Below are 18,376 nucleotides of genomic sequence, written 5' to 3'. Positions count from 1 at the left end.
TGTGAGCAGTATGATGCATTGGACTGGCGACGACGTATTATTAACATGGCAATGATATTGGCATGTTAATCACCAGGCGCATGGACGCGCCTGCGCGGCGACAAGCCGCGGGAGACAGGGCCTGACCTGTGCAGGCCCTGTCGTTGCAGACAAATAGAAGGAAGCTATTTGTCTGCCGGATTAATAAAACAATAATCAGGAAGGAGGCTGGAGAATATGGTCAGAACGGGAAAGCGTTACCGTAAGAATCGAGCGGACGATCACTATGACGTGATCATCATCGGATCAGGCGTCGGCGGACTATGCAACGCCGCGTTGTTGTCACTGATCGGTAAGAAGGTCTGCGTGCTGGAACAGCACTACACCGCTGGCGGTTATACCCATAGCTACGAACGCAACGGCTATGAATGGGATGTCGGAGTGCATTATATCGGCGAAGTGCACAAGCCCTGGTCCATGATCCGTCGGGTGTTCGATCTGATCAGCGACGGCAAGATAGAGTGGGCGGAAATGGACCCCTGCTACGATCGTATTTTCATTGGCGAAGACAATTACGACTTCATCGCCGGCAAAGAACCGTTCATCAACGAAATGGCGCGACGTTTTCCCGGCGAAGAAGACGCCATCCGCCGCTATGTCGATTTGCTGTACTCGGTCAGTCGACGCATCCCCAAGTTTTTCGCCGGGCAGGCGTTGCCCAAGATCGCCGCCTGGGCTTATCACAAGGCCCGCCGTTTTCTTCTGCCGGATTACTTTTTCAAGACCACCCGTGAAGTGCTGGAAGGCCTGACGCAAAATCAGCGCTTGATCTCCGTGTTGACGGCGCAATGGGGCGATTACGGCCTGCCGCCCACGACTTCTTCCTTCATGATGCACGCCATGGTGGCGAAGCACTACATCACGGGAGGCAACTATCCGGTGGGCGGCTCCTGGCGCATTGCTGAAGAAATTATTCCGATGATTCGCCGCAGCGGCGGGGAAGTGTTCACCTACGCGCAAGTGGCGGAGGTGCTGGTGCGCTCTAATCGCGCTTACGGCGTGCGTTTGAGCAATGGTGACGAACTGCAGGCGGACGCTGTGGTCAGCGATGCCGGCGTCATACCTACCATCAAGCATCTGCTGCCCGAGTCCGCCGCGTCGAAGGGCGACTTGCTGAAAAAGCTGGAGGGTCTGGCGCTATCCGCGTCACATCTGTGTCTCTATGCAGGATTTCGCGGCTCCCCGGAAAGTTTAGGCATGCCGCGGAGCAACTTCTGGATATATCCCTCCGATGACCATGACGGTAACGTCGCCCGCTTTATGGAAGATCCGTCTGCGCCTTTTCCTGTGACCTATGTGTCCTTCCCTTCCGCGAAAGACCCCACCTGGAATTCACGCTATCTGGATCGCTCCACCGTGGAGATCATCGTCCCCGTCAACAACCAATGGTTTGATAAATGGGCGGGATCGCAGTGGAACAAGCGCGGTGAAGATTATCTGGCCCTGAAGGAGCAGTTCTCTCACCGGATGCTCGATGAATTGTATAAGCGCCTGCCGCAATTAGAGGCGGCGCTGGACTTTTACGAGCTATCCACGCCGCTGTCGACGCAGTGGTTCCAGATGAACATGGGGGGAGAAATTTACGGGGTGGATCATACTGTCGAGCGCTTCCAGCAGGACTGGCTGCACCCGGTGACGCCCATCAAAAACTTCTATCTGACCGGTGCGGATGTGGTCACCGCCGGTGTGGGCGGCGCTTTGATGGGAGGCGTCATGACCAGCTTCGCCATGCTAGGCAAAGAAGGCTACAAGCTGGGGCGTCTGCTGAAGCAGGGGCCGCAACCTGCGCAGCCGGCCTCGGAAGTCAGGGAGGCGGGATAATCCTCCTGGGGATCGAATCCCGCCGCAGAATGCGTTATGTTGTTGATCCGCAATTATAACTGCTAAGGATCAATCATATGGGGCATGGCCGGGGCGGCGTTGGAGCCGGCGTAGTTTGGATTCTCATCTTCTTGGGCGTGCTGGTCTGGTCGGGACTATGGCCGAAAGACCGGTTTACCTGGATGCTGGAAGTAGCGCCGGCGGTGATCGCCGCCTTCATTCTGGCGTCCACCTACAAGCGATTTCCGCTGACGCCTCTGTTGTATTGGTTGATCTTGATCCACTCGGTCATTCTTATGGTGGGCGGGCACTATACCTACGCGGAGGTGCCCCTGTTCGACCGCATTGGAGAAATCATGGGGTGGGGAAGGAACAACTACGACAAGGTCGGCCATTTCGCCCAGGGCTTTATTCCTGCGATGGTGGCCCGGGAAATTCTGCTACGTCTGCGGGTTGTGAAAGGGCGTGGATGGATGAACTTCTTTATTGTCTGCATCGCCCTGGCGATCAGCGCCTTCTATGAGCTGATTGAATGGTGGGTGGCGGTGGCCAGTGGAGACTCCTCCGTCGCTTTCCTGGGCACCCAGGGCTACGAGTGGGATACCCAGTCAGACATGTGCTACGCCCTGGTGGGCGCTATCACTGCTTTAGTGACCCTTGGGCGGGTTCATGACCGGCAGTTGTATCGCCTTAAACGGGCGCCGGTGGCGGCGCCCTGAGGTTGGAAAGATCAGGCGGACGGCAGGTTTTTAAGCAGAAAGTCGCGGATATTTTCGCCCATTATCCTGCGAATCTGACGTTCGTTCAGCCCCGCTTTCATCAGCGCTTCGGTTAAGCCATCCAGTCGGGTGACGTCGAAAGGCGTCGCCACAGCTCCGTCGAAATCCGACCCCATCGCCACGTGTTCCACGCCAATCAGATTGACCGTGTATTTGATCGCGCGGGCGATGGACGCCGCATCGTGTCCGCAGACCGCCGTCGACCAGAAGCCGATGCCGACGATACCGCCGTTGGCGGCGATGGCTTTTAGCTGAGCGTCGGACAAGTTGCGGTTGTTGTTGCAGGTTCCTTTGACGCCCGTGTGCGACACGATAACGGGGCGTTTGGCCATGGTGAGCACGTCAGAAATAGTTTTGGCGGAAGCATGGGCCAGATCAATGATCATGGACTTGTTTTCCATGGCTTTCACCCACTGTTTCCCCAGTGCTGTTAGCCCCCCCTTGTTAACCCCATGGGCGGAGCCGGACAGTTCCGTGTCGAAGAAATGGGTAGGGGCAATCATGCGGAAACCCGCTTCATACAGAGCATCCAGATTCTTCAGGTCGCCTTCCATCGCTTGCGCTCCCTCCAAGGTGAGCCAGCCGGCGAGGGCGTCCTTGTCGGTTTTTCGCCGCGCGATGAAATCCTGTAGATTCTTGCGGTTCAGAATGAGTGTGAATTTGTTGGCGGGCGAGTCGGCGATATCGTGAAGCATCCCCGCCTGACGCTCGGCGCGGCTCAAAAGGCTCTGTAATGCGCTGGGCGACCAGGCCTGCGACAGTCCCAGCCAGAATATCATGTCGCTATCGCCGGTATTTTTCTGGATGTTCAGGCCGAAGGGAACTTTGGTCACCACCGAGAACGCCTGCAACGCCATGCCTCCCTCCCGCAGCCGCGGCAGGTCCATGTGACCCCGCTGATAGCCTTTGGAGAGGTTGCGGCCCCATAACAGTGAATCCGAGTGCAGGTCGGCGATGAACAGAGACTGGTGCAGGCTTTTGACTTTATCCGTCGCCGGCTGCGGCGGTGAGCTTGTGAGCTGATTGCTGGCGTTATCCACCAGCGGCGGAACCAGGGCGAAAAACGAAAGAACTGCGATGATCAGGGTAATCAGCAGTCCAGTCAGTATTTTTTTCTTCATGATGTATTGAGACCTTATCCATCAGTAAGCCGGATTGCTCCGAGCGGGCGTCAGTACCTTACCCAAAGCGAAAGGGGATGCCAACAAGACAAGGGTTGAACAAAGTGTAGACAGAATTAAAAATACTGTATAAGATTACAGTACTGTATGTTTAAACACTTCCCGGCGTCGCCGCACAAGCAGGAACGCTGGCACTGTTATATGAGGGCTTGATTATGCAGGTTTCGTCTGACGGAGATATCATTCGCATTCAAATGCCGGTTAGCACATACATGATGGCGTTCTACTACAAATGCGTGGATGGCGAGTGGGTGCGTTACAAAAGAGAGAGACTGGGGACGCTGCACTAGTCACTCGTCCCAGTCGACGCATTGACCGCTCTCGCTATGTGCGAACGCCATAAGGACATGGCTTTCTGCAAGCGTCGCCAGACCTTGATCAATACCTGAACTGGACGACTAGCTGTCTAAGCCGGGTCACCATTTGCTTCAGGTTGTCGCTGGACTGGAAGTTTTCCTCGGCAGCGGTATGCAGAGTTTGCGACAGTTCACTGATGGCTACAATGCTGCGATCAATACTCTCAGCCGCTTCTCGCTGCTCATAGGTGGCTTGCGCCACATACTGGTTGGCGTCATGCATGGAGGTGACTGCGGAGAGCGTCTGATCAATAGATTCGGCGGCCTGACTCGCTTGAGTAACCGTGCCTTCCGCGCGTTTGCAGCTTTGCTCCATTCTGGAGACGGCTTTATTCACTCCGGCGCGGAGCTGTTCGATCATTTTTTGTATTTCATCAGTGGAGTTGCCGGTGCGTTGCGCGAGCGTGCGCACTTCATCGGCCACTACGGCGAAGCCGCGTCCCTGATCCCCTGCGCGTGCGGCCTCTATGGCGGCGTTTAACGCCAGCAGGTTGGTCTGTTCGGCGATGCCGCGAATCACGTCGAGAACGGCGCCAATGGATTCGCTTTCCCTGGCGAGCTGGCTGACCGAATCTGATGTTTCATTGATGGCCTGAGTCAGCTCATTGATGCGTGTGGTGGCGCCGTCCACCGAGGCTTTTCCGGATTCGCAGGCCTTGCGCGCTTCCAGAGCGATATTGGCGGCATTGTCCGTATTTTCATTGATGCCTTTGACGGTCGCCGTCATTTCATTAGATGCGGTCGCCACCTGATCGGTTTCGTGACTCAGTTGCTCGGCGGACTCTTTAGTTTGCGCACTAATGCGGGCGCTTTGCTCAGAGGAGGCGGAAAGTTCGTCCGTGGTCTTCGCCAGATCGCCCACGATGACGGAGAACTTATCCATCATGGCGTTGAACGCCTGGGCGATAGCGCCAATTTCATCCTGGCGGCTGTAATTCACCCGTTTGGTGAGGTCGTTGGTGTCCTCAATCTCCGTAATCACCCGGCGTAGACGATGAATGGGCTGGGTGATGGAGCGGGATAATAAGAAGCCCACCAGCAGCGAAACCGTCACCGACACTACGAGGATAAACAACACTTCCTGCTGCAAACTGCGGCCGGCGGCGGCGACAGAATCGTTAGCCTCCAAGACCTGGCTGGCGGCGACGGACACTTCCTGCGCCGCCTGCCCAACTCCCTTGTTGGCTTCCGCCGCGGCTTTGGCGGCTTCTTCCAGTATGATCTTGAAGGTGGAGCTCATGGCCATGCTGGCGGTGCGGGCCTCGCCGATCATCGCGCTGACGCGCTGGCGGGAGTCATTGTTGCGGGTGCGTTCCACTGCTTCGGCGATGGATTTGTTGAAGTCATCCAGATACATCAGCACGACATCCGCGACATCCGCCATTTCCTCGTCAGTTCCAGCGATTTTGTCCAAGGTGTTGCGCAGGTTTTTCTCCGCCTGGTCGCCCTGACTGATGGAGCGTTCTTCTGCGGTGGTGGCGGAGTCCAGGCGCCAATAGAGGTACTCGGAATACTGGGCGAAGGCGGTTTGACTTTCCGCCAGCAGCGCATTGAGGTGTTGTTGCTGGCTGACTAGTTGATTCTGCTTGGCGACGGCGGTGTTCTGCTGCTCCACCATACTGCGCTGGCCTTCGATGGTGCTGAGCATGTCGTGCACCGCTCCCAGCAAGTACAATAGTGCGCAGGTAAGAATGATGGCGAACACGGCGCTCATCATTAATGCGCGATGGAAAATGGTAATGTGTCGGGTTACCCGGCTGAAGATGTGAGCCATGTCGCTTCCGTATTTGAATTTAGTTCAACTGGCGGCGGGAGTTATACTTCGCGGACGAATAGGATAAGCTCCGTAACCGCTGGACGCGACCTCGCCATCCCGGCATCGCCGAGGCGGTCTTTAGATGGTTTTGTCGCAGCCGCTTAATCTATTATTACTCTTATTTATAGCAGAAATTCTCAGCTCCGCCCGGCGGCGGGCTGTCGGGTGTGAGGAATCGGTCTTGAGCTGCAAACTGGGCGTACTGTTACTGCCGGGATTCTCCATGCTGTCCTACGCCAGCCTGGTGGAGCCGTTGCGGGTATGTAATGAGCTGCTGGACGAGCGCAAGTATCGACTGGTGCGGCTGGGAGCGGAGCCGGTGGTGACGTCGGGAGACGGCGTGGCGGTGTCTGTGGACCGCTCTCTGGCTCATGCCGCCGGCCTGGACGCGCTGGTTGTCTGTGGCTCTGTCGGACTTTATAAAACGCCGCTGCTGGAAAAAGAATGGCTCGCCACGCACAGCAAAAGCCTATCCTGGCTGGGAGGCGTGGCTAACGGCGCGGCTTTGCTGCTGGAACTGGGACTGTTGCGCGGAAAAAAAGTCTCTTTACAAATTCCTGATGCATTTGCTGCACAGGCGCAGGCATGTTTTCTATCTCAGGATGTGTTTTCCGTTGACGCTAATATCTGGACCTGCCGCGGCGGCACCGCCGCGCTGGACATGGCGCTGTTTATGATTGGGCGTCATCATGGAGTCGAGCTGGCGGAAATGGCGTCTCAGGCCATCATGCGGGAGCGTCTTGGCGGCGCCAAAACCACCGGGCGCAAGCGTCCTGACCTCGTGGCGAAAAGAGAAGCGCCGGCGCTCTGTGATGCGGTGCAACTGATGGAGAACAATATCGAAGAGCCGTTAACCACGGACGATATCGCCAAGCACCTGGAGATCTCACGGCGCCAGCTTGAGCGTTTGTTCAAACGTTATCTGGACTCCGTGCCTTCCCGTTATTATTTGCAGATTCGCCTGGAAAAGGCGCGGGACATGCTGTGCTCTTCCCCTTTGAGCATCACCGAAATTGGTTTGAAAACCGGCTTTTCCTCCGGCGCGCATTTTTCCACTGCTTATCGCAATCTGTACGGGCTGACGCCCAGTGAGGAAAGAGCCGGTCAGCCTTGATGGCCGCCGGCGAATAATAGCGGTTACTGCTCGACGGTCTTCAATGCATTGCGAGTAGGCGCTTCCGCATGGGGGATGGCGCGAAACAGTTTGCGCACCACGTAGTTGACCGCCGCGGCGCGATGCCGCATCCACAGATGGCAATCCACAGGTTTGGCGCCGAGATTGGCCTTGGGCTCCAGTGCGGTTCGGCCCAGGGATACTTTGCCGCAACCAAACTGGCAGCCATGTTCAATGGAGAGCTGTAGCAGGCGGAAATACAGGGGCAGGTCGGCGTTAACGTCGTAATCCAGCCCGACGTAGTAGGCCATGGATGTGTCGCGGTCTTTAACAGAGGTGACGAAGCCTACAATCCGACCATCCATTGACAAAGTGGTGCAGGCGAAACGGTCTCCCAGCGAATCCGACAGCGCTTTGAAATACCCCTTGGGTAATGTCGCCAGACGGGCGGCGGCGCGGTTCTCCACCTGCAGGTAGAGAGCGTGCAGCGCTGCATCCTGTTCATCGCTGATGCTGTCCAGGGTCTGCGTTTCCACGCCGGCGTCCTGCAGCTTCTTGATGATGGCGGTAATGCGCTTGCGGTACTTGCCGGTGAGGCTTTGCAGATAGTCTTCGAAGGTCCGGGTTCCCGGCTCCAGCGTCAACACCATTTCCGGGTCAGTCTGAATGGATCGGTAACTGTAGCGTTTCAGGATTTCAGACTGCGGCAACATATCGCTGTTGAAGTCCTTGAGCATGACAAAGTCGATGGAGCCCCCCAGCTTTTCTCCCCGACGGATGCGGTACAACAGCTCCGCCAGGGCGCGCCATCCCAGCTCCGCATCGACGCCCTCGGCGAAGGCGACGCCATGGAGGCCGCAGGACACCAGATTGCCGCAAACCAAAATGCGTTCCTGATACTTCTGACTCAATTTGGCTTTGGCGTTGTCGGGCTTTTCGCTTTTCATCATACGGTCGCCGGACACATCGGCGATCTGGCAGCTGACCACGCCGATTGGAGTACGGTCTTTGTATATCAGGCCGTAGCGGGGAGATACATTGTCCGGCGCGTTGAGCTCCAGCGCCTGTAGATAGTCCCGTTGCAGAAATACGGATGCGGCGTCGGCGACACGGTCCCAGTCCGCCGCATTGAGGAAGTTGATGCTGTCGGCGATAGCGAACTCCAGTCCCAGAGGCGTGCGGCGTTCTTTATGTCGATTTTTTACGTCCTTGATCTTGGCGAGCGTATTTTTCATGGTTATTCACACCCTTTATAGAAAGCCTTCCTATACTAAGCGAGACCGGGACTGTCGCGCGACAGTATTATTCTCTGGCGAATCAATACGCTATAGCCCATTGAAATTGCCTTAATTACGTATGGCGGCCTGCGTCGGGGTGCGCAAATCTGTAAATTCATGTCGCCTTTGCGAAATCCTTCTATTTCTTTTGTTCCTAAACTAACTGACATTGGGCCTGACAGGCCCGTAAAAAATAACTTCGCCGGAGACGCTGCGGAGCGTTGGCCGGCTCACCCGAATGGAGAAGATGAATGACCTCTAGCCAAGTCACCAGAGAAATGTTTGATCAGGTAATGGTTCCCAACTATGCGCCGGGCCCGATTATTCCCACTCACGGCATCGGCTCCCGAGTCTGGGATCAGGCTGGCAAGGAATACATCGATCTGGCGGGCGGCATTGCGGTAACCGGTTTGGGCCACGCTCACCCGGAACTGGTGACGGCGTTGACTGAACAGGCGCAAAAACTGTGGCACCTGAGCAACGTCCTGGCGAACGAGCCGGCGATTCTGCTGGCTAAAAAACTGACAGAGATGACTTTCGCCGATCGCGTATTTTTCTCCAACTCCGGCGGCGAAGCTAACGAAGCCGCGTTCAAGCTGGCGCGTCGTTACAGCTGGGAAAAACACGGACCTCATAAACACGACATCGTGGCCTGTAACAACAGCTTCCATGGCCGTACGCTATTCACCGTCAGCGTGGGCGGCCAGGCCAAGTATCGCGAAGGGTTCGAACCGGTTCCCGGCGGCATCAAGCATGTGCCTTTCAATGATATTGCTGCGCTGGAAGCCGCCATTGATGAAAACACCTGCGCATTCGTGGTTGAGCCCGTACAAGGCGAGGGCGGTGTGACGCCAGCGGATGAAGCCTACCTGAAACGCGCCAGAGAGCTTTGCGACCAGCACAACGCATTGCTGATTTTTGATGAAGTTCAGACTGGCGTTGGCCGCACCGGAGCGCTGTATGCGTACATGAAGTACGGCGTGACGCCGGACATCCTGACCACCGCCAAAGCGATGGGCGGCGGTTTCCCTATCGGCGCCATGTTGACCACCACGGAAGTAGCGAAGAGTCTGGCGGTGGGCACTCACGGCAGCACCTACGGCGGCAACCCGCTGGGCTGCGCGGTAGCGAACAAGGTTATGGATATCGTCAACACGCCGGAAGTACTGCAAGGCGTTGAGCGCAAGCATGAGCTGATGGTAGCCGGGCTGAAGGCGATTAATGAGAAATATGGCGTATTCAGCGCTGTTCGCGGCATGGGCCTGTTGATTGGGGCGGCGCTCACTGACGAGTGGCAGGGCAAAGCCAAGCAGTTCATGACGGCGGCGCTGGAAGAGGGCGTACTGGCGTTGATCGCTGGACCTAACGTGTTGAGACTGGCTCCTTCTCTGATCATCGGCGACGACGAGATCAAAGAAGGACTGGCGCGCTTCGAAAGAGCGGTAGCCCGCGTCGCGCAAGGGCAATAAGGAAAGTTAAAGGGAACTAGCTTGTACAACCTGTCAGTCTGAATTAATTGGAGGGAATGAGAATGGTGATTTTTCGCCCCAGCCGTTTCGCCGACCTGCCCGGCATTGAGAAGTTAATAAACGAAAGCGCAGCGCAGGTATCTACCCTGCCTGCGGACCGCGACAAACTGGGCGAGAAGATCGACCAGTCCTGTCGCTCCTTCGCCGGCGATGAGTCCATGGCGGGCAAGGAACGCTACCTGTTCGTGCTTGAGGATACCGAAAGCAAGGAGATCCTGGGGACGTCAGGCATCGACGCCTGCGCCGGCAACGGCGCGCCGTTTTATAACTACCGGCTGGATGAACTCATTCACTCCTCCCAGCAACTGGGGGTGTTCAATAAGGTTCCCATCCTTTATATGACTCATGAGCTCACTGGTTCTCCGCTGCTGTGTTCGCTGACTATTTCTCCCCGTTATCGCAAAACGGAATATTTCGATCTGCTGTCGCGCTCACGCTTCCTGTTTATGGGACAGCATCGCGAACGCTTCCAGTCCCGCATTATTGTGGAGATTCAGGGCAAGCAGGGCGATAACGGCGACTCTCCTTTCTGGGACAGCCTGGGCCGCCACTTCTTCGATATGGATTTTGCGACGGCGGACTACTACTCCGGCATCAAAAGCAAAACCTTTATCGCGGAAATGATGCCGCCTCATCCGATCTATGTGAACCTGCTGACCAAAGACGCTCAGGATGCGATCGCGCAACCGCATTCTGCGGCCAGGGACAATTGCCAGTTCCTCAATCGGGAAGGCTTCCGCATGGGACGTTACATCGATATTTTCGATGGCGGCCCGACTCTGGAAGCGGATTTAGACAATCTGACCACCGTGAAATCCACTAAAACCAAACAGGTCAAGCTGTCGGACAACCAGACCGGCCTGCAATACCTGATGTGCAACACCCTGTTCGAAGACTTCCGCGCCACGCTGGCCAATGTAACGGACGGCATGGGCGACCTGCTGCGCCTGAAACGCAGCACCGCCGAGGCGATATTGGTGTCGGAAGGCGACAACGTTCAGTTCGCGCCTCTGTAATCGGCGTCGGGACTAACACTTTAAGCGAAGCATAAGACAGGGCCGGAGCAAGAGGATTTCAACATGATGATTATTCGTCCCATTAGCAGCAAAGATTTGGATGCGGTATACGAACTGGCGAAAAGCGCGGGCATTGGCGTAACGACGCTGCCCGCCAACCGCGAACTGTTGTCACAGAGAATTGAAGAATCGGAGCGTTCTTTTTCTGAGCGCATCGAGCAGGAACATGCGTATTACATGTTCGGGCTGGAGGACACTAAGGCTGGAACCATCGTCGGGGTCAGCGCGATAAAGGCGCGAGTGGGTCTGGATGAGGTCTGGTATAACTATCGGGTGTCCACCACCGTGAATGCGTCCAAAGAACTGGGCATTCACAAGCAGACGCCGACCTTGTATCTCACCAACGATATGACCAACTGCAGTGAAATCTGCACGTTGTTCCTGCATGAAAAATATCGCAACAGCTTTAACGGACAACTGTTGTCGAAGTGCCGTTTCCTGTTTCTAGCGGATTTCTCCGAGCGTTTCAGCAACAAAATTTTTGCGGAAATGCGCGGCTATACTAACGCACAGGGCGAGTCTCCGTTCTGGGAAGATCTGGGTCGCAAGTTTTTCAGCCTGGAGTTTTCTCAGGCGGACTACTTGTCCGGCATCGGCAATAAGGCGTTTATCGCTGAACTGATGCCCAAGTATCCGATTTATGTTCCGTTTTTCAGCCAGGAGGCCCGTGATGTGATTGGTCAGGTGCATGAGCACACCAGACCGGCGCTGGCCATGCTGGAAAGCGAGGGCTTCAACTTTAACGGTCTGGTGGACATTTTTGACGCCGGCCCGCTGGTGGAGTCCTTCGTCCATGGCATTCGCAGCGTGCGCGACAGCGCCAAGCGCTTCGTCATGCCGGTACAGAAAACCGGCGTCGACGAGATTGCCGAACCCTATATGATTTCCAACCGGTCCTTCTCCAACTTCAGGGTGGGACTGCTCGACAGCGACCAGATCAAGTCCGACACCGTCTCCCTCAATCATGATCTGATGGATCATTTGCAATTGGGCGCAGGCGACACCGTACGGGTGGTTGCGTTGAAAGCGAAGAGGAGCGATGCATGACTGTACGTGAAAGCGCATTTATAAACGGCGGCTGGTTAGCCGGCGGCGGCGTAGTATTTGAATCTCTGGACCCAGTGACCCAGGATTGTCTGTGGAAAGGCGCAGCGGCCTCCGATGAGGTGGTTGCGCAGGCGGTGCAGGCGGCGCGTCAGGCGTTTCGCAGCTGGGGGCGTCTGGATGTCGCCAAGCGTATCGACATCGTCAAGCGCTTCGCGGCGTTGCTGGAAGAAGACAAAGAACGTCTTGCTGAAGTGATCGGCAAAGAGACCAGCAAACCTCTGTGGGAAGCGCGCACTGAAGTCGCCAGCATGATCGCCAAGGTGGGCATTTCCGTTCAGGCGTTTAATGAGCGCACCGGCGTAACCGAACAGGACGTGGCGGCGGGACATGCGGTGTTGAAACATCGACCCCACGGCGTGCTGGCGGTTTTTGGTCCCTATAACTTCCCGGGTCATTTGCCCAACGGTCACATCGTTCCTGCGCTGATTGCAGGCAATACGATTGTCTTCAAGCCAAGCGAGCTGACCCCTTGGTTCGCGGAAGAAACCGTGCGCATCTGGGCGAAAGCCGGCTTGCCGGAAGGCGTGTTGAACCTGGTGCAAGGCGCACGGGAAACCGGCGTGGCCCTGGCCGCCAGCGAGGATATAGACGGTTTGTTGTTTACCGGCAGTTCGCCGACCGGGCACAGCCTGCACCGTCAGTTCGGCGGTCGCCCCGAGAAAATCCTGGCGTTGGAAATGGGCGGCAACAATCCATTGATCATTGCCCCGCCTTATGACTTGAAAGGCGCGGTGCATCATACGTTGTTCTCGGCCTTTGTTTCGGCGGGCCAGCGTTGCACCTGCGCGCGTCGCCTGCTGGTTCCTGATACCGCGGAAGGCAAGGCGTTTCTGGACGAGCTGGTCGCAGCGGCGGCCAATTTGCAGGTAGGACGCTATGACGCGGACCCTCAGCCTTTTATGGGTGGAGTGATTTCCCTGCGTGCGCGGGATCAGATGCTGGCGGCGCAAAGCAAACTGGCTGCGGAGGGCGGACGCATTCTGCTGGAGATGCGCAGCCTGGAGGAAAACGCGAGCCTGTTGAGCCCAGGCGTCATCGACGTCACCGATGTGCAGGAACTGCCGGACGAAGAACACTTCGGACCCATGTTGCAGGTATTGCGCTACCGTGATTTCGATCATGCACTGGAATTGGCTAACAAGACTGGATTCGGTCTGGCGGCGGGTCTGATCAGCGACTCTCGCGAACTGTATGACCGTTTCTGGCTGGAAGTGCGCGCAGGCATCGTCAACTGGAACAAGCCTCTGACCGGCGCCAGCAGCGCAGCGCCATTCGGCGGAGTGGGCGCCAGCGGTAATCATCGCCCCAGCGCCTACTATGCGGCGGACTATTGCGCGTATCCGGTTGCTTCTCTGGAAGCGGATCAGGCGCAGGCGCCTGGGCAGTTATCGCCGGGCATGTCCTTATAAGTTTTATGGCATGCATAACAGCAACGAACTTAAACGAGTAGAAGAGGCGGATAGACGATGAAGGCATTTGAAGTCAATTTTGACGGGCTGGTAGGGCCGACTCACAACTATAGCGGGCTTTCCTACGGCAACGTGGCCTCAGAAACCAATATTCGCGATGTGTCCAACCCCAGGGAAGCCGCCAAGCAAGGGCTGCGCAAAATGAAGGCGCTGCACGACATGGGCTTCAAGCAGGGCGTATTGCTGCCGCAGGAGCGCCCGGACATCGCGACTCTGCGTCGTCTGGGCTTTACCGGGTCAGATCGGGAAGTACTGCTGCAGGCGGCGCATCAGGCGCCGGTGTTTCTGGGCGCAGTCGCTTCCGCCTCCTGCATGTGGACGGCGAATGCGGCGACCGTCTCGCCCAGCGCCGACACCACTGATGGTCGGGTGCACTTCACTGCAGCGAACCTGAATGCGAAGTTCCACCGTTCGATTGAGCACCCGACAACGACCCGTATCCTGCAGGGCATTTTCAATAATGATCAGCACTTCGCTCATCACAAGGCGCTGCCGCCCACCAGTCAGTTCGGCGACGAAGGCGCGGCTAACCACACCCGTTTCTGCAAGAACTATGAAGACAAGGGAGTGGAGCTGTTTGTCTATGGCAGAGTGGCTTTCGACGAGAATGCGCCGCGTCCGATGAAATACCCTGCGCGACAGACTCTGGAAGCCTGTCAGGCGGTGGCGCGTTTGCATGGACTGGCCGACTCGTCAGTGGTGTACGCGCAACAGAACCCGGCGGTCATTGATCAGGGCGTGTTCCACAATGACGTTATCGCGGTAGGTAACCGCAATGTGCTGTTCTACCACGAACAGGCGTTTGTGAATACGTCGCAAATGCTGACCGAGCTGGAAGCGAAACTGCAAGGCTGTCTGCTGAAGGCGGTCAAAGTGTCTGATAGCGAAGTATCTGTGGCGGACGCGGTGTCCAGCTACCTGTTCAACAGCCAGTTGTTAAGTCTGAATGACGACGACATGATGCTGGTGGTGCCTCATGAGTGTCGCGACAATCCTAACGTCAAAGCCTATCTGGATGATCTGGTTACTCGCGGCGGCCCCATTAAGCGCGTGGAAGTTTTCGATCTGAAGCAAAGCATGAAAAACGGCGGCGGCCCGGCCTGTTTGCGTCTGCGTGTGGCGTTGACGGAAGCGGAGCTGGCGGCGGTGCATCCCCATGTGATGATGTCTGACACATTGTTCGACACGCTTAATGCCTGGGTGGACAAGCACTACCGCGACCGCATCTCCCAGCAGGATCTGTCTGACCCGCAGCTGCTGACCGAATGCCGCACGGCGCTGGATGAACTGACCCAACTGTTGCAATTAGGCTCGCTGTATCCTTTCCAGCTGGCGTAACTCCCTCCTTGACCAGGCGCATGGACGCGCCTGCGCGGCGACAAGCCGCGGGAGACAGGGCCTGACCTGTGCAGGCCCTGTCGTTGCAGACAAATAGAAGGAAGCTATTTGTCTGCCGGATTAATAGTTGTGTCGTAACACAACAATATGTAACGAAACTTAAACTAATTTATCTATAAGTTTCTCTAAGTGTCCGTTAATCTCTGCCTAATCGGCTGATCGCCTTTTTCATCAGAATTAAAGCAGGGATACTCAGCGTGGCGGCGAAGCGTCATTCGGTTTTCAACAATGTGCGCCGATTGCTGGCGCGCGCATACAGCTTACGTACAGTGGTCATTGCGGCTGCTTGTCTTGTCGTGCTCGCGCCACAACTGGCCCGTCAACTTCCTTCTCTGGATACCTGGTTATATAACGCCGCCTGGAGCGTCAACAAGAATACCCCCATCAAGCCGGCCGACGATGTTCCCCTGGCGCAAAGGCTGATGCCGGGACTGGCCCCGTCTCCCGTATTCTTTTTAGACCCCTATCTCGCTCCGGCGAAATGGGACGCCGCCAGCCAAATTGAGACCAATGCTTTCCGCGTGGCGCCGGGACTGGAGACGCCGCCCTGGTTTTTCCTGGCCGAGAAAGCGCTCATTTTGGTCTGTATGCTGTTACTTGTGGCGGCGTTGCCCCGAATGACGTGGCCAGCGGGATTTTTTACTGTCGCTGTGCTTGTGGTCTCTCTCGCTGTTATCCAGATAGGCATGCAAGTGGCGCAGTCCAGATGGCTGCCGCTGGGAGTGACGATTCAGTTTTTGGCGGCGGGCTATCTGGTCATGGCCTTCTGGCTGAAACAGCAGAAACAGATCGAAGCGTTACGGGAAGCGCGTCAGGATGTCAGTTTACGCCTGGGTAAAATGCAGTTAAAGCAAGGGATGCTGGAAGAAACGCTGACGACGCTGCGTCCGTGCCTGTCCAGAGAGGACGCCTGCGCCATTGTGTATGACGTGGCCGTGCAGCAGGAGAAAAAGCGTCAATATGACGCCGCCGCCAATACCTATTTGTCCATAGCCGCCGCCAACCCCAAATTCCGCGATGCGGCGGAGCGGGCGAAGAAACTGGCGAAATTCGAAACCATGCAGCAGGCGGGAGACACCGAATGGGCGGCGACACAAACGCTGGCTACGCCGGCGGACATATCCCGTCCGGTGTTGGGGCGCTATGAAATCGTGCGGGAACTGGGGCGCGGCGCCATGGGCGTGGTGTATCTGGGGCGCGATCCTAAAATCTCCCGTCAGGTTGCGGTTAAAACACTGAATTACAGGCAGTTCGATTCCCATCGTCTGGCTGATCTCAAAGCGCGTTTCTTCCGAGAGGCGGAAGCGGCGGGCAGGTTGGATCATCCCAATATCGTGACGGTTTATGATGTCGGCGAAGAAGCTGATCTCGCCTTTATCGCCATGGACTATATCCAGGGCAAGAGCCTCAACGCCTACGCCAAACCAGGGCGGTTGCTGCCTGTGGAAGTGGTGTACATGCTGATGGCGAAAGTGGCGGAGGCTCTGGAATACGCCCACCAGAAAAATATCGTGCACCGTGATATCAAACCCGCGAATATCATCTTCAACCCGGATAACCAACAGGTTAAAGTAACTGATTTCGGCATTGCGCGGATCTCCGACAAGTCGAAAACCCGCACAGGGCAGATGCTGGGCAGTCCGTTGTATATGTCGCCGGAGCAGTTGAAAGGCGGCAAAGTGAACGGGGTCTCGGACATATTCAGTCTGGGTGTGACATTTTATCAGTTGCTGACCGGAGAGCCGCCTTTCAACGCGGATTCTCTACCTGAACTGACCCAGCAGATTCTGAACAAAAAGCACCGTAGCGTCAGAGAACTGAGGCCGGAGCTTCCCGCAAGCGCTGTTCGAATTACCAATAAGGCGTTGCAAAAGGACCCTGCCAAGCGATATGCCAATGCAGGCGAGATGGCGGAACAACTAAGGAGATGTTGCATGAACGAGTTTGGAAAAACCGCCTTATGCTGACATATAAAGTAAGTGGACAGAGCCATGTGGGCTGTGTCCGTCGGGCGAATGAAGATTATATCGGCTGGCGCGTTTCCACCGATGGAAGAAGAGCGCTGGCGGTTTTGGCGGATGGTATGGGCGGCCACGCGGGGGGCGCCGAAGCCAGTCGCATTGCAGTCGAAGCCTTTATTGAGTGCGCCATCGATCTGATGTGGCGTAATGTCGAATTATCCGAATACCTGATCCGTGAACGGCTGTTGGATGCGGCGGAAGCCGCCAACGAGGCGGTGTGTGTCGAACGCAGGCTGAACGAGGCCTTGTCTGGCATGGGAACCACGCTGGTGGCGGCGTTTTCTTATGATGGCGAGGCTTGTGTGGTTCACGCTGGAGACTCGCGCTGCTATTTGGTGTCGCAATCCGGGGAACTGAGACAGCTCACCCGGGACGACAGCGTGGTGCAGCAAATGCTGGATGACGGCTCCATTACAGAACAGGACGCACCGCATGTGCCGTACCGTAATATGCTGACCAAAGCTCTGGGGTGTCAGGAAGACCTGCTGTTCAGTTGCATCAATGTCAGTCTCAAAGAGGGGGAGCGCCTCCTGCTATGTTCCGATGGCTTGTTCAACATGTTGCCTCATGGCGTAATCGGCGATCTGGCCAGCGGCGTGCGTCCGCAGGAAGAGCGCGTCGACAGCCTGATCGCCGCCACCTTGAACAAGGGGGCCGAAGATAACGTCTCCGTATTAATGGTAGAAGTGAGCGGCGTAGCCATCGACGCTTGATGTGATGCGCCGCAGAGAAAAGAAGTGATAAACAGGACTATGTTCAGCGGAAGGACCGCAAGAAGTGAGGTAAATGTGAGTATGCCCATGCTAGCGCAACTGATTGATGATGTGGTGGCGAATAAATTTCTTCTGGAGAAGCGGGAAATCGTGATCGGCAGGCATCCCAACTGCGATATCCAGATCAACGACATCGCCGTCAGCGGTAAACATGCGTTGATCGAAGTGGAGCAAAACCAATATATGGAAGGTGTGCTGGATGTCTTTATATCAGACAAAGGCAGCACCAACGGCACCTTCGTTAATGACGAAAAAGTCAGCGGCAGACGCCGCCTGAACAACAACGATGTGGTCAGAGTGGCCTGGAACGCCTTTACCTATATCGAAGGCGCGGAAAACACCTTAGAGAAAACCGCTTACACATTGGACGACTGATCGTTCAAATTCCGCTTGGCCGCAGGGAAGCGGCCGCTCAATGTCACAGACAGGTGGAGCTACGTATCCTGGCGCTGAGCGGCTCGGCGCAAGCCCTGCAGGCTTAGCGTGTTGGCCTGTCGCAAGAATCCGCTTCCCTTATTGCCATTTTTCGCCATAATTCGCCCGCATAATTCCCTAAACCTTTGTTACGCTGATACAGATCACCTGTTATCGGGTGTTGGCAGAGTGCGGCGATATCCTTC

General features: G+C 56.3%; 15 protein-coding genes. 12 read left to right on the top strand and 3 right to left on the bottom strand.

Annotated elements, in window-relative coordinates; translation table 11 throughout:
* Positions 1 to 216 precede the first annotated feature (216 nt).
* Together EUZ85_RS23690 and EUZ85_RS23685 are read left to right on the top strand one after the other, a co-directional pair.
* Positions 217 to 1,860 (top strand): NAD(P)/FAD-dependent oxidoreductase, encoded by a 1,644-nt coding sequence (locus EUZ85_RS23690; protein ID WP_127972583.1) that lies wholly within the window; start codon positions 217 to 219, stop codon positions 1,858 to 1,860.
* Positions 1,861 to 1,937: 77 nt separating this feature from the next.
* The gene (locus EUZ85_RS23685; protein WP_127972581.1) at positions 1,938 to 2,579 is read left to right on the top strand and encodes a DUF2238 domain-containing protein; all 642 of its coding nucleotides are present in this window, start codon (positions 1,938 to 1,940) and stop codon (positions 2,577 to 2,579) included.
* 11 nt (positions 2,580 to 2,590) lie between these two features.
* Here EUZ85_RS23685 and EUZ85_RS23680 read toward each other — a convergent pair whose 3' ends face one another.
* Complete coding sequence (locus EUZ85_RS23680; protein ID WP_127972579.1) at positions 2,591 to 3,760, bottom strand: dipeptidase; 1,170 nt, start codon at positions 3,758 to 3,760, stop codon at positions 2,591 to 2,593.
* Positions 3,761 to 3,975: 215 nt separating this feature from the next.
* Here EUZ85_RS23680 and EUZ85_RS31875 point away from each other — a divergent pair, with 215 nt between their 5' ends.
* Positions 3,976 to 4,110 (top strand): hypothetical protein, encoded by a 135-nt coding sequence (locus EUZ85_RS31875; RefSeq protein ID WP_255509291.1) that lies wholly within the window; start codon positions 3,976 to 3,978, stop codon positions 4,108 to 4,110.
* Between the two features lie 88 nt (positions 4,111 to 4,198).
* Here the strand turns inward: EUZ85_RS31875 and EUZ85_RS23675 are convergent, their stop codons facing one another.
* Positions 4,199 to 5,950 carry a methyl-accepting chemotaxis protein gene (locus EUZ85_RS23675; RefSeq protein ID WP_127972577.1) on the bottom strand — a complete coding sequence of 584 codons (1,752 nt, stop codon included), beginning with the start codon at positions 5,948 to 5,950 and terminating at the stop codon, positions 4,199 to 4,201.
* Positions 5,951 to 6,173: 223 nt separating this feature from the next.
* Between EUZ85_RS23675 and EUZ85_RS23670 the strand changes: the two genes are divergently transcribed.
* Positions 6,174 to 7,106 carry a GlxA family transcriptional regulator gene (locus EUZ85_RS23670; RefSeq protein ID WP_241566843.1) on the top strand — a complete coding sequence of 311 codons (933 nt, stop codon included), beginning with the start codon at positions 6,174 to 6,176 and terminating at the stop codon, positions 7,104 to 7,106.
* A gap of 23 nt (positions 7,107 to 7,129) precedes the next feature.
* Here EUZ85_RS23670 and EUZ85_RS23665 read toward each other — a convergent pair whose 3' ends face one another.
* Complete coding sequence (locus EUZ85_RS23665) at positions 7,130 to 8,341, bottom strand: GNAT family N-acetyltransferase (RefSeq protein WP_127972573.1); 1,212 nt, start codon at positions 8,339 to 8,341, stop codon at positions 7,130 to 7,132.
* A gap of 293 nt (positions 8,342 to 8,634) precedes the next feature.
* On the opposite strand from EUZ85_RS23665, the gene EUZ85_RS23660 reads away from it, so the two are divergent.
* From EUZ85_RS23660 to EUZ85_RS23625, 8 genes are all read left to right on the top strand, one after another.
* Positions 8,635 to 9,852 (top strand): aspartate aminotransferase family protein, encoded by a 1,218-nt coding sequence (locus EUZ85_RS23660; RefSeq protein ID WP_127972571.1) that lies wholly within the window; start codon positions 8,635 to 8,637, stop codon positions 9,850 to 9,852.
* Between the two features lie 62 nt (positions 9,853 to 9,914).
* The gene (aruF, locus tag EUZ85_RS23655; RefSeq protein WP_127972569.1) at positions 9,915 to 10,928 is read left to right on the top strand and encodes an arginine/ornithine succinyltransferase subunit alpha; all 1,014 of its coding nucleotides are present in this window, start codon (positions 9,915 to 9,917) and stop codon (positions 10,926 to 10,928) included.
* A 63-nt stretch (positions 10,929 to 10,991) separates the two neighbouring features.
* Positions 10,992 to 12,035 carry an arginine N-succinyltransferase gene (gene astA, locus EUZ85_RS23650; protein ID WP_127972567.1) on the top strand — a complete coding sequence of 348 codons (1,044 nt, stop codon included), beginning with the start codon at positions 10,992 to 10,994 and terminating at the stop codon, positions 12,033 to 12,035.
* Positions 12,032 to 13,504: a succinylglutamate-semialdehyde dehydrogenase gene (gene astD / locus EUZ85_RS23645; RefSeq protein ID WP_127972565.1), complete on the top strand. Its 1,473-nt coding sequence runs from the start codon at positions 12,032 to 12,034 to the stop codon at positions 13,502 to 13,504. Before astA ends, astD begins: the two co-directional genes overlap by 4 nt.
* Before the next feature lie 57 nt (positions 13,505 to 13,561).
* Complete coding sequence (astB, locus tag EUZ85_RS23640; RefSeq protein WP_127972563.1) at positions 13,562 to 14,902, top strand: N-succinylarginine dihydrolase; 1,341 nt, start codon at positions 13,562 to 13,564, stop codon at positions 14,900 to 14,902.
* Positions 14,903 to 15,159: 257 nt separating this feature from the next.
* On the top strand, positions 15,160 to 16,929 hold the full coding sequence (locus EUZ85_RS23635) for a serine/threonine-protein kinase (RefSeq protein WP_127972561.1): 1,770 nt from the start codon (positions 15,160 to 15,162) through the stop codon (positions 16,927 to 16,929).
* Positions 16,923 to 17,696 (top strand): PP2C family serine/threonine-protein phosphatase, encoded by a 774-nt coding sequence (locus tag EUZ85_RS23630; RefSeq protein WP_164887337.1) that lies wholly within the window; start codon positions 16,923 to 16,925, stop codon positions 17,694 to 17,696. The genes EUZ85_RS23635 and EUZ85_RS23630 overlap by 7 nt, the downstream gene beginning before the upstream one ends.
* Positions 17,697 to 17,783: 87 nt before the next feature.
* On the top strand, positions 17,784 to 18,131 hold the full coding sequence (locus EUZ85_RS23625; RefSeq protein WP_241566842.1) for an FHA domain-containing protein: 348 nt from the start codon (positions 17,784 to 17,786) through the stop codon (positions 18,129 to 18,131).
* The last annotated feature ends 245 nt before the right edge of the window (positions 18,132 to 18,376 follow it).

Origin of the sequence: Hahella sp. KA22, assembly GCF_004135205.1 — a bacterium.
Lineage (GTDB): Bacteria > Pseudomonadota > Gammaproteobacteria > Pseudomonadales > Oleiphilaceae > Hahella.
This window is presented reverse-complemented; position numbering and strand designations above follow the sequence as displayed.

Coding starts and splice junctions, on each gene's coding strand:
- astD (WP_127972565.1), top strand. CDS start 12,032: ATGACTGTACGTGAAAGCGCATTTATAAACGGCGGCTGGTTAGCCGGC.
- EUZ85_RS23630 (WP_164887337.1), top strand. CDS start 16,923: ATGCTGACATATAAAGTAAGTGGACAGAGCCATGTGGGCTGTGTCCGT.
- EUZ85_RS23685 (WP_127972581.1), top strand. CDS start 1,938: ATGGGGCATGGCCGGGGCGGCGTTGGAGCCGGCGTAGTTTGGATTCTC.
- EUZ85_RS23660 (WP_127972571.1), top strand. CDS start 8,635: ATGACCTCTAGCCAAGTCACCAGAGAAATGTTTGATCAGGTAATGGTT.
- astB (WP_127972563.1), top strand. CDS start 13,562: ATGAAGGCATTTGAAGTCAATTTTGACGGGCTGGTAGGGCCGACTCAC.
- aruF (WP_127972569.1), top strand. CDS start 9,915: ATGGTGATTTTTCGCCCCAGCCGTTTCGCCGACCTGCCCGGCATTGAG.
- astA (WP_127972567.1), top strand. CDS start 10,992: ATGATGATTATTCGTCCCATTAGCAGCAAAGATTTGGATGCGGTATAC.
- EUZ85_RS23680 (WP_127972579.1), bottom strand. CDS start 3,760: ATGAAGAAAAAAATACTGACTGGACTGCTGATTACCCTGATCATCGCA.
- EUZ85_RS23675 (WP_127972577.1), bottom strand. CDS start 5,950: ATGGCTCACATCTTCAGCCGGGTAACCCGACACATTACCATTTTCCAT.
- EUZ85_RS23690 (WP_127972583.1), top strand. CDS start 217: ATGGTCAGAACGGGAAAGCGTTACCGTAAGAATCGAGCGGACGATCAC.
- EUZ85_RS23665 (WP_127972573.1), bottom strand. CDS start 8,341: ATGAAAAATACGCTCGCCAAGATCAAGGACGTAAAAAATCGACATAAA.
- EUZ85_RS23625 (WP_241566842.1), top strand. CDS start 17,784: ATGCTAGCGCAACTGATTGATGATGTGGTGGCGAATAAATTTCTTCTG.
- EUZ85_RS31875 (WP_255509291.1), top strand. CDS start 3,976: ATGCAGGTTTCGTCTGACGGAGATATCATTCGCATTCAAATGCCGGTT.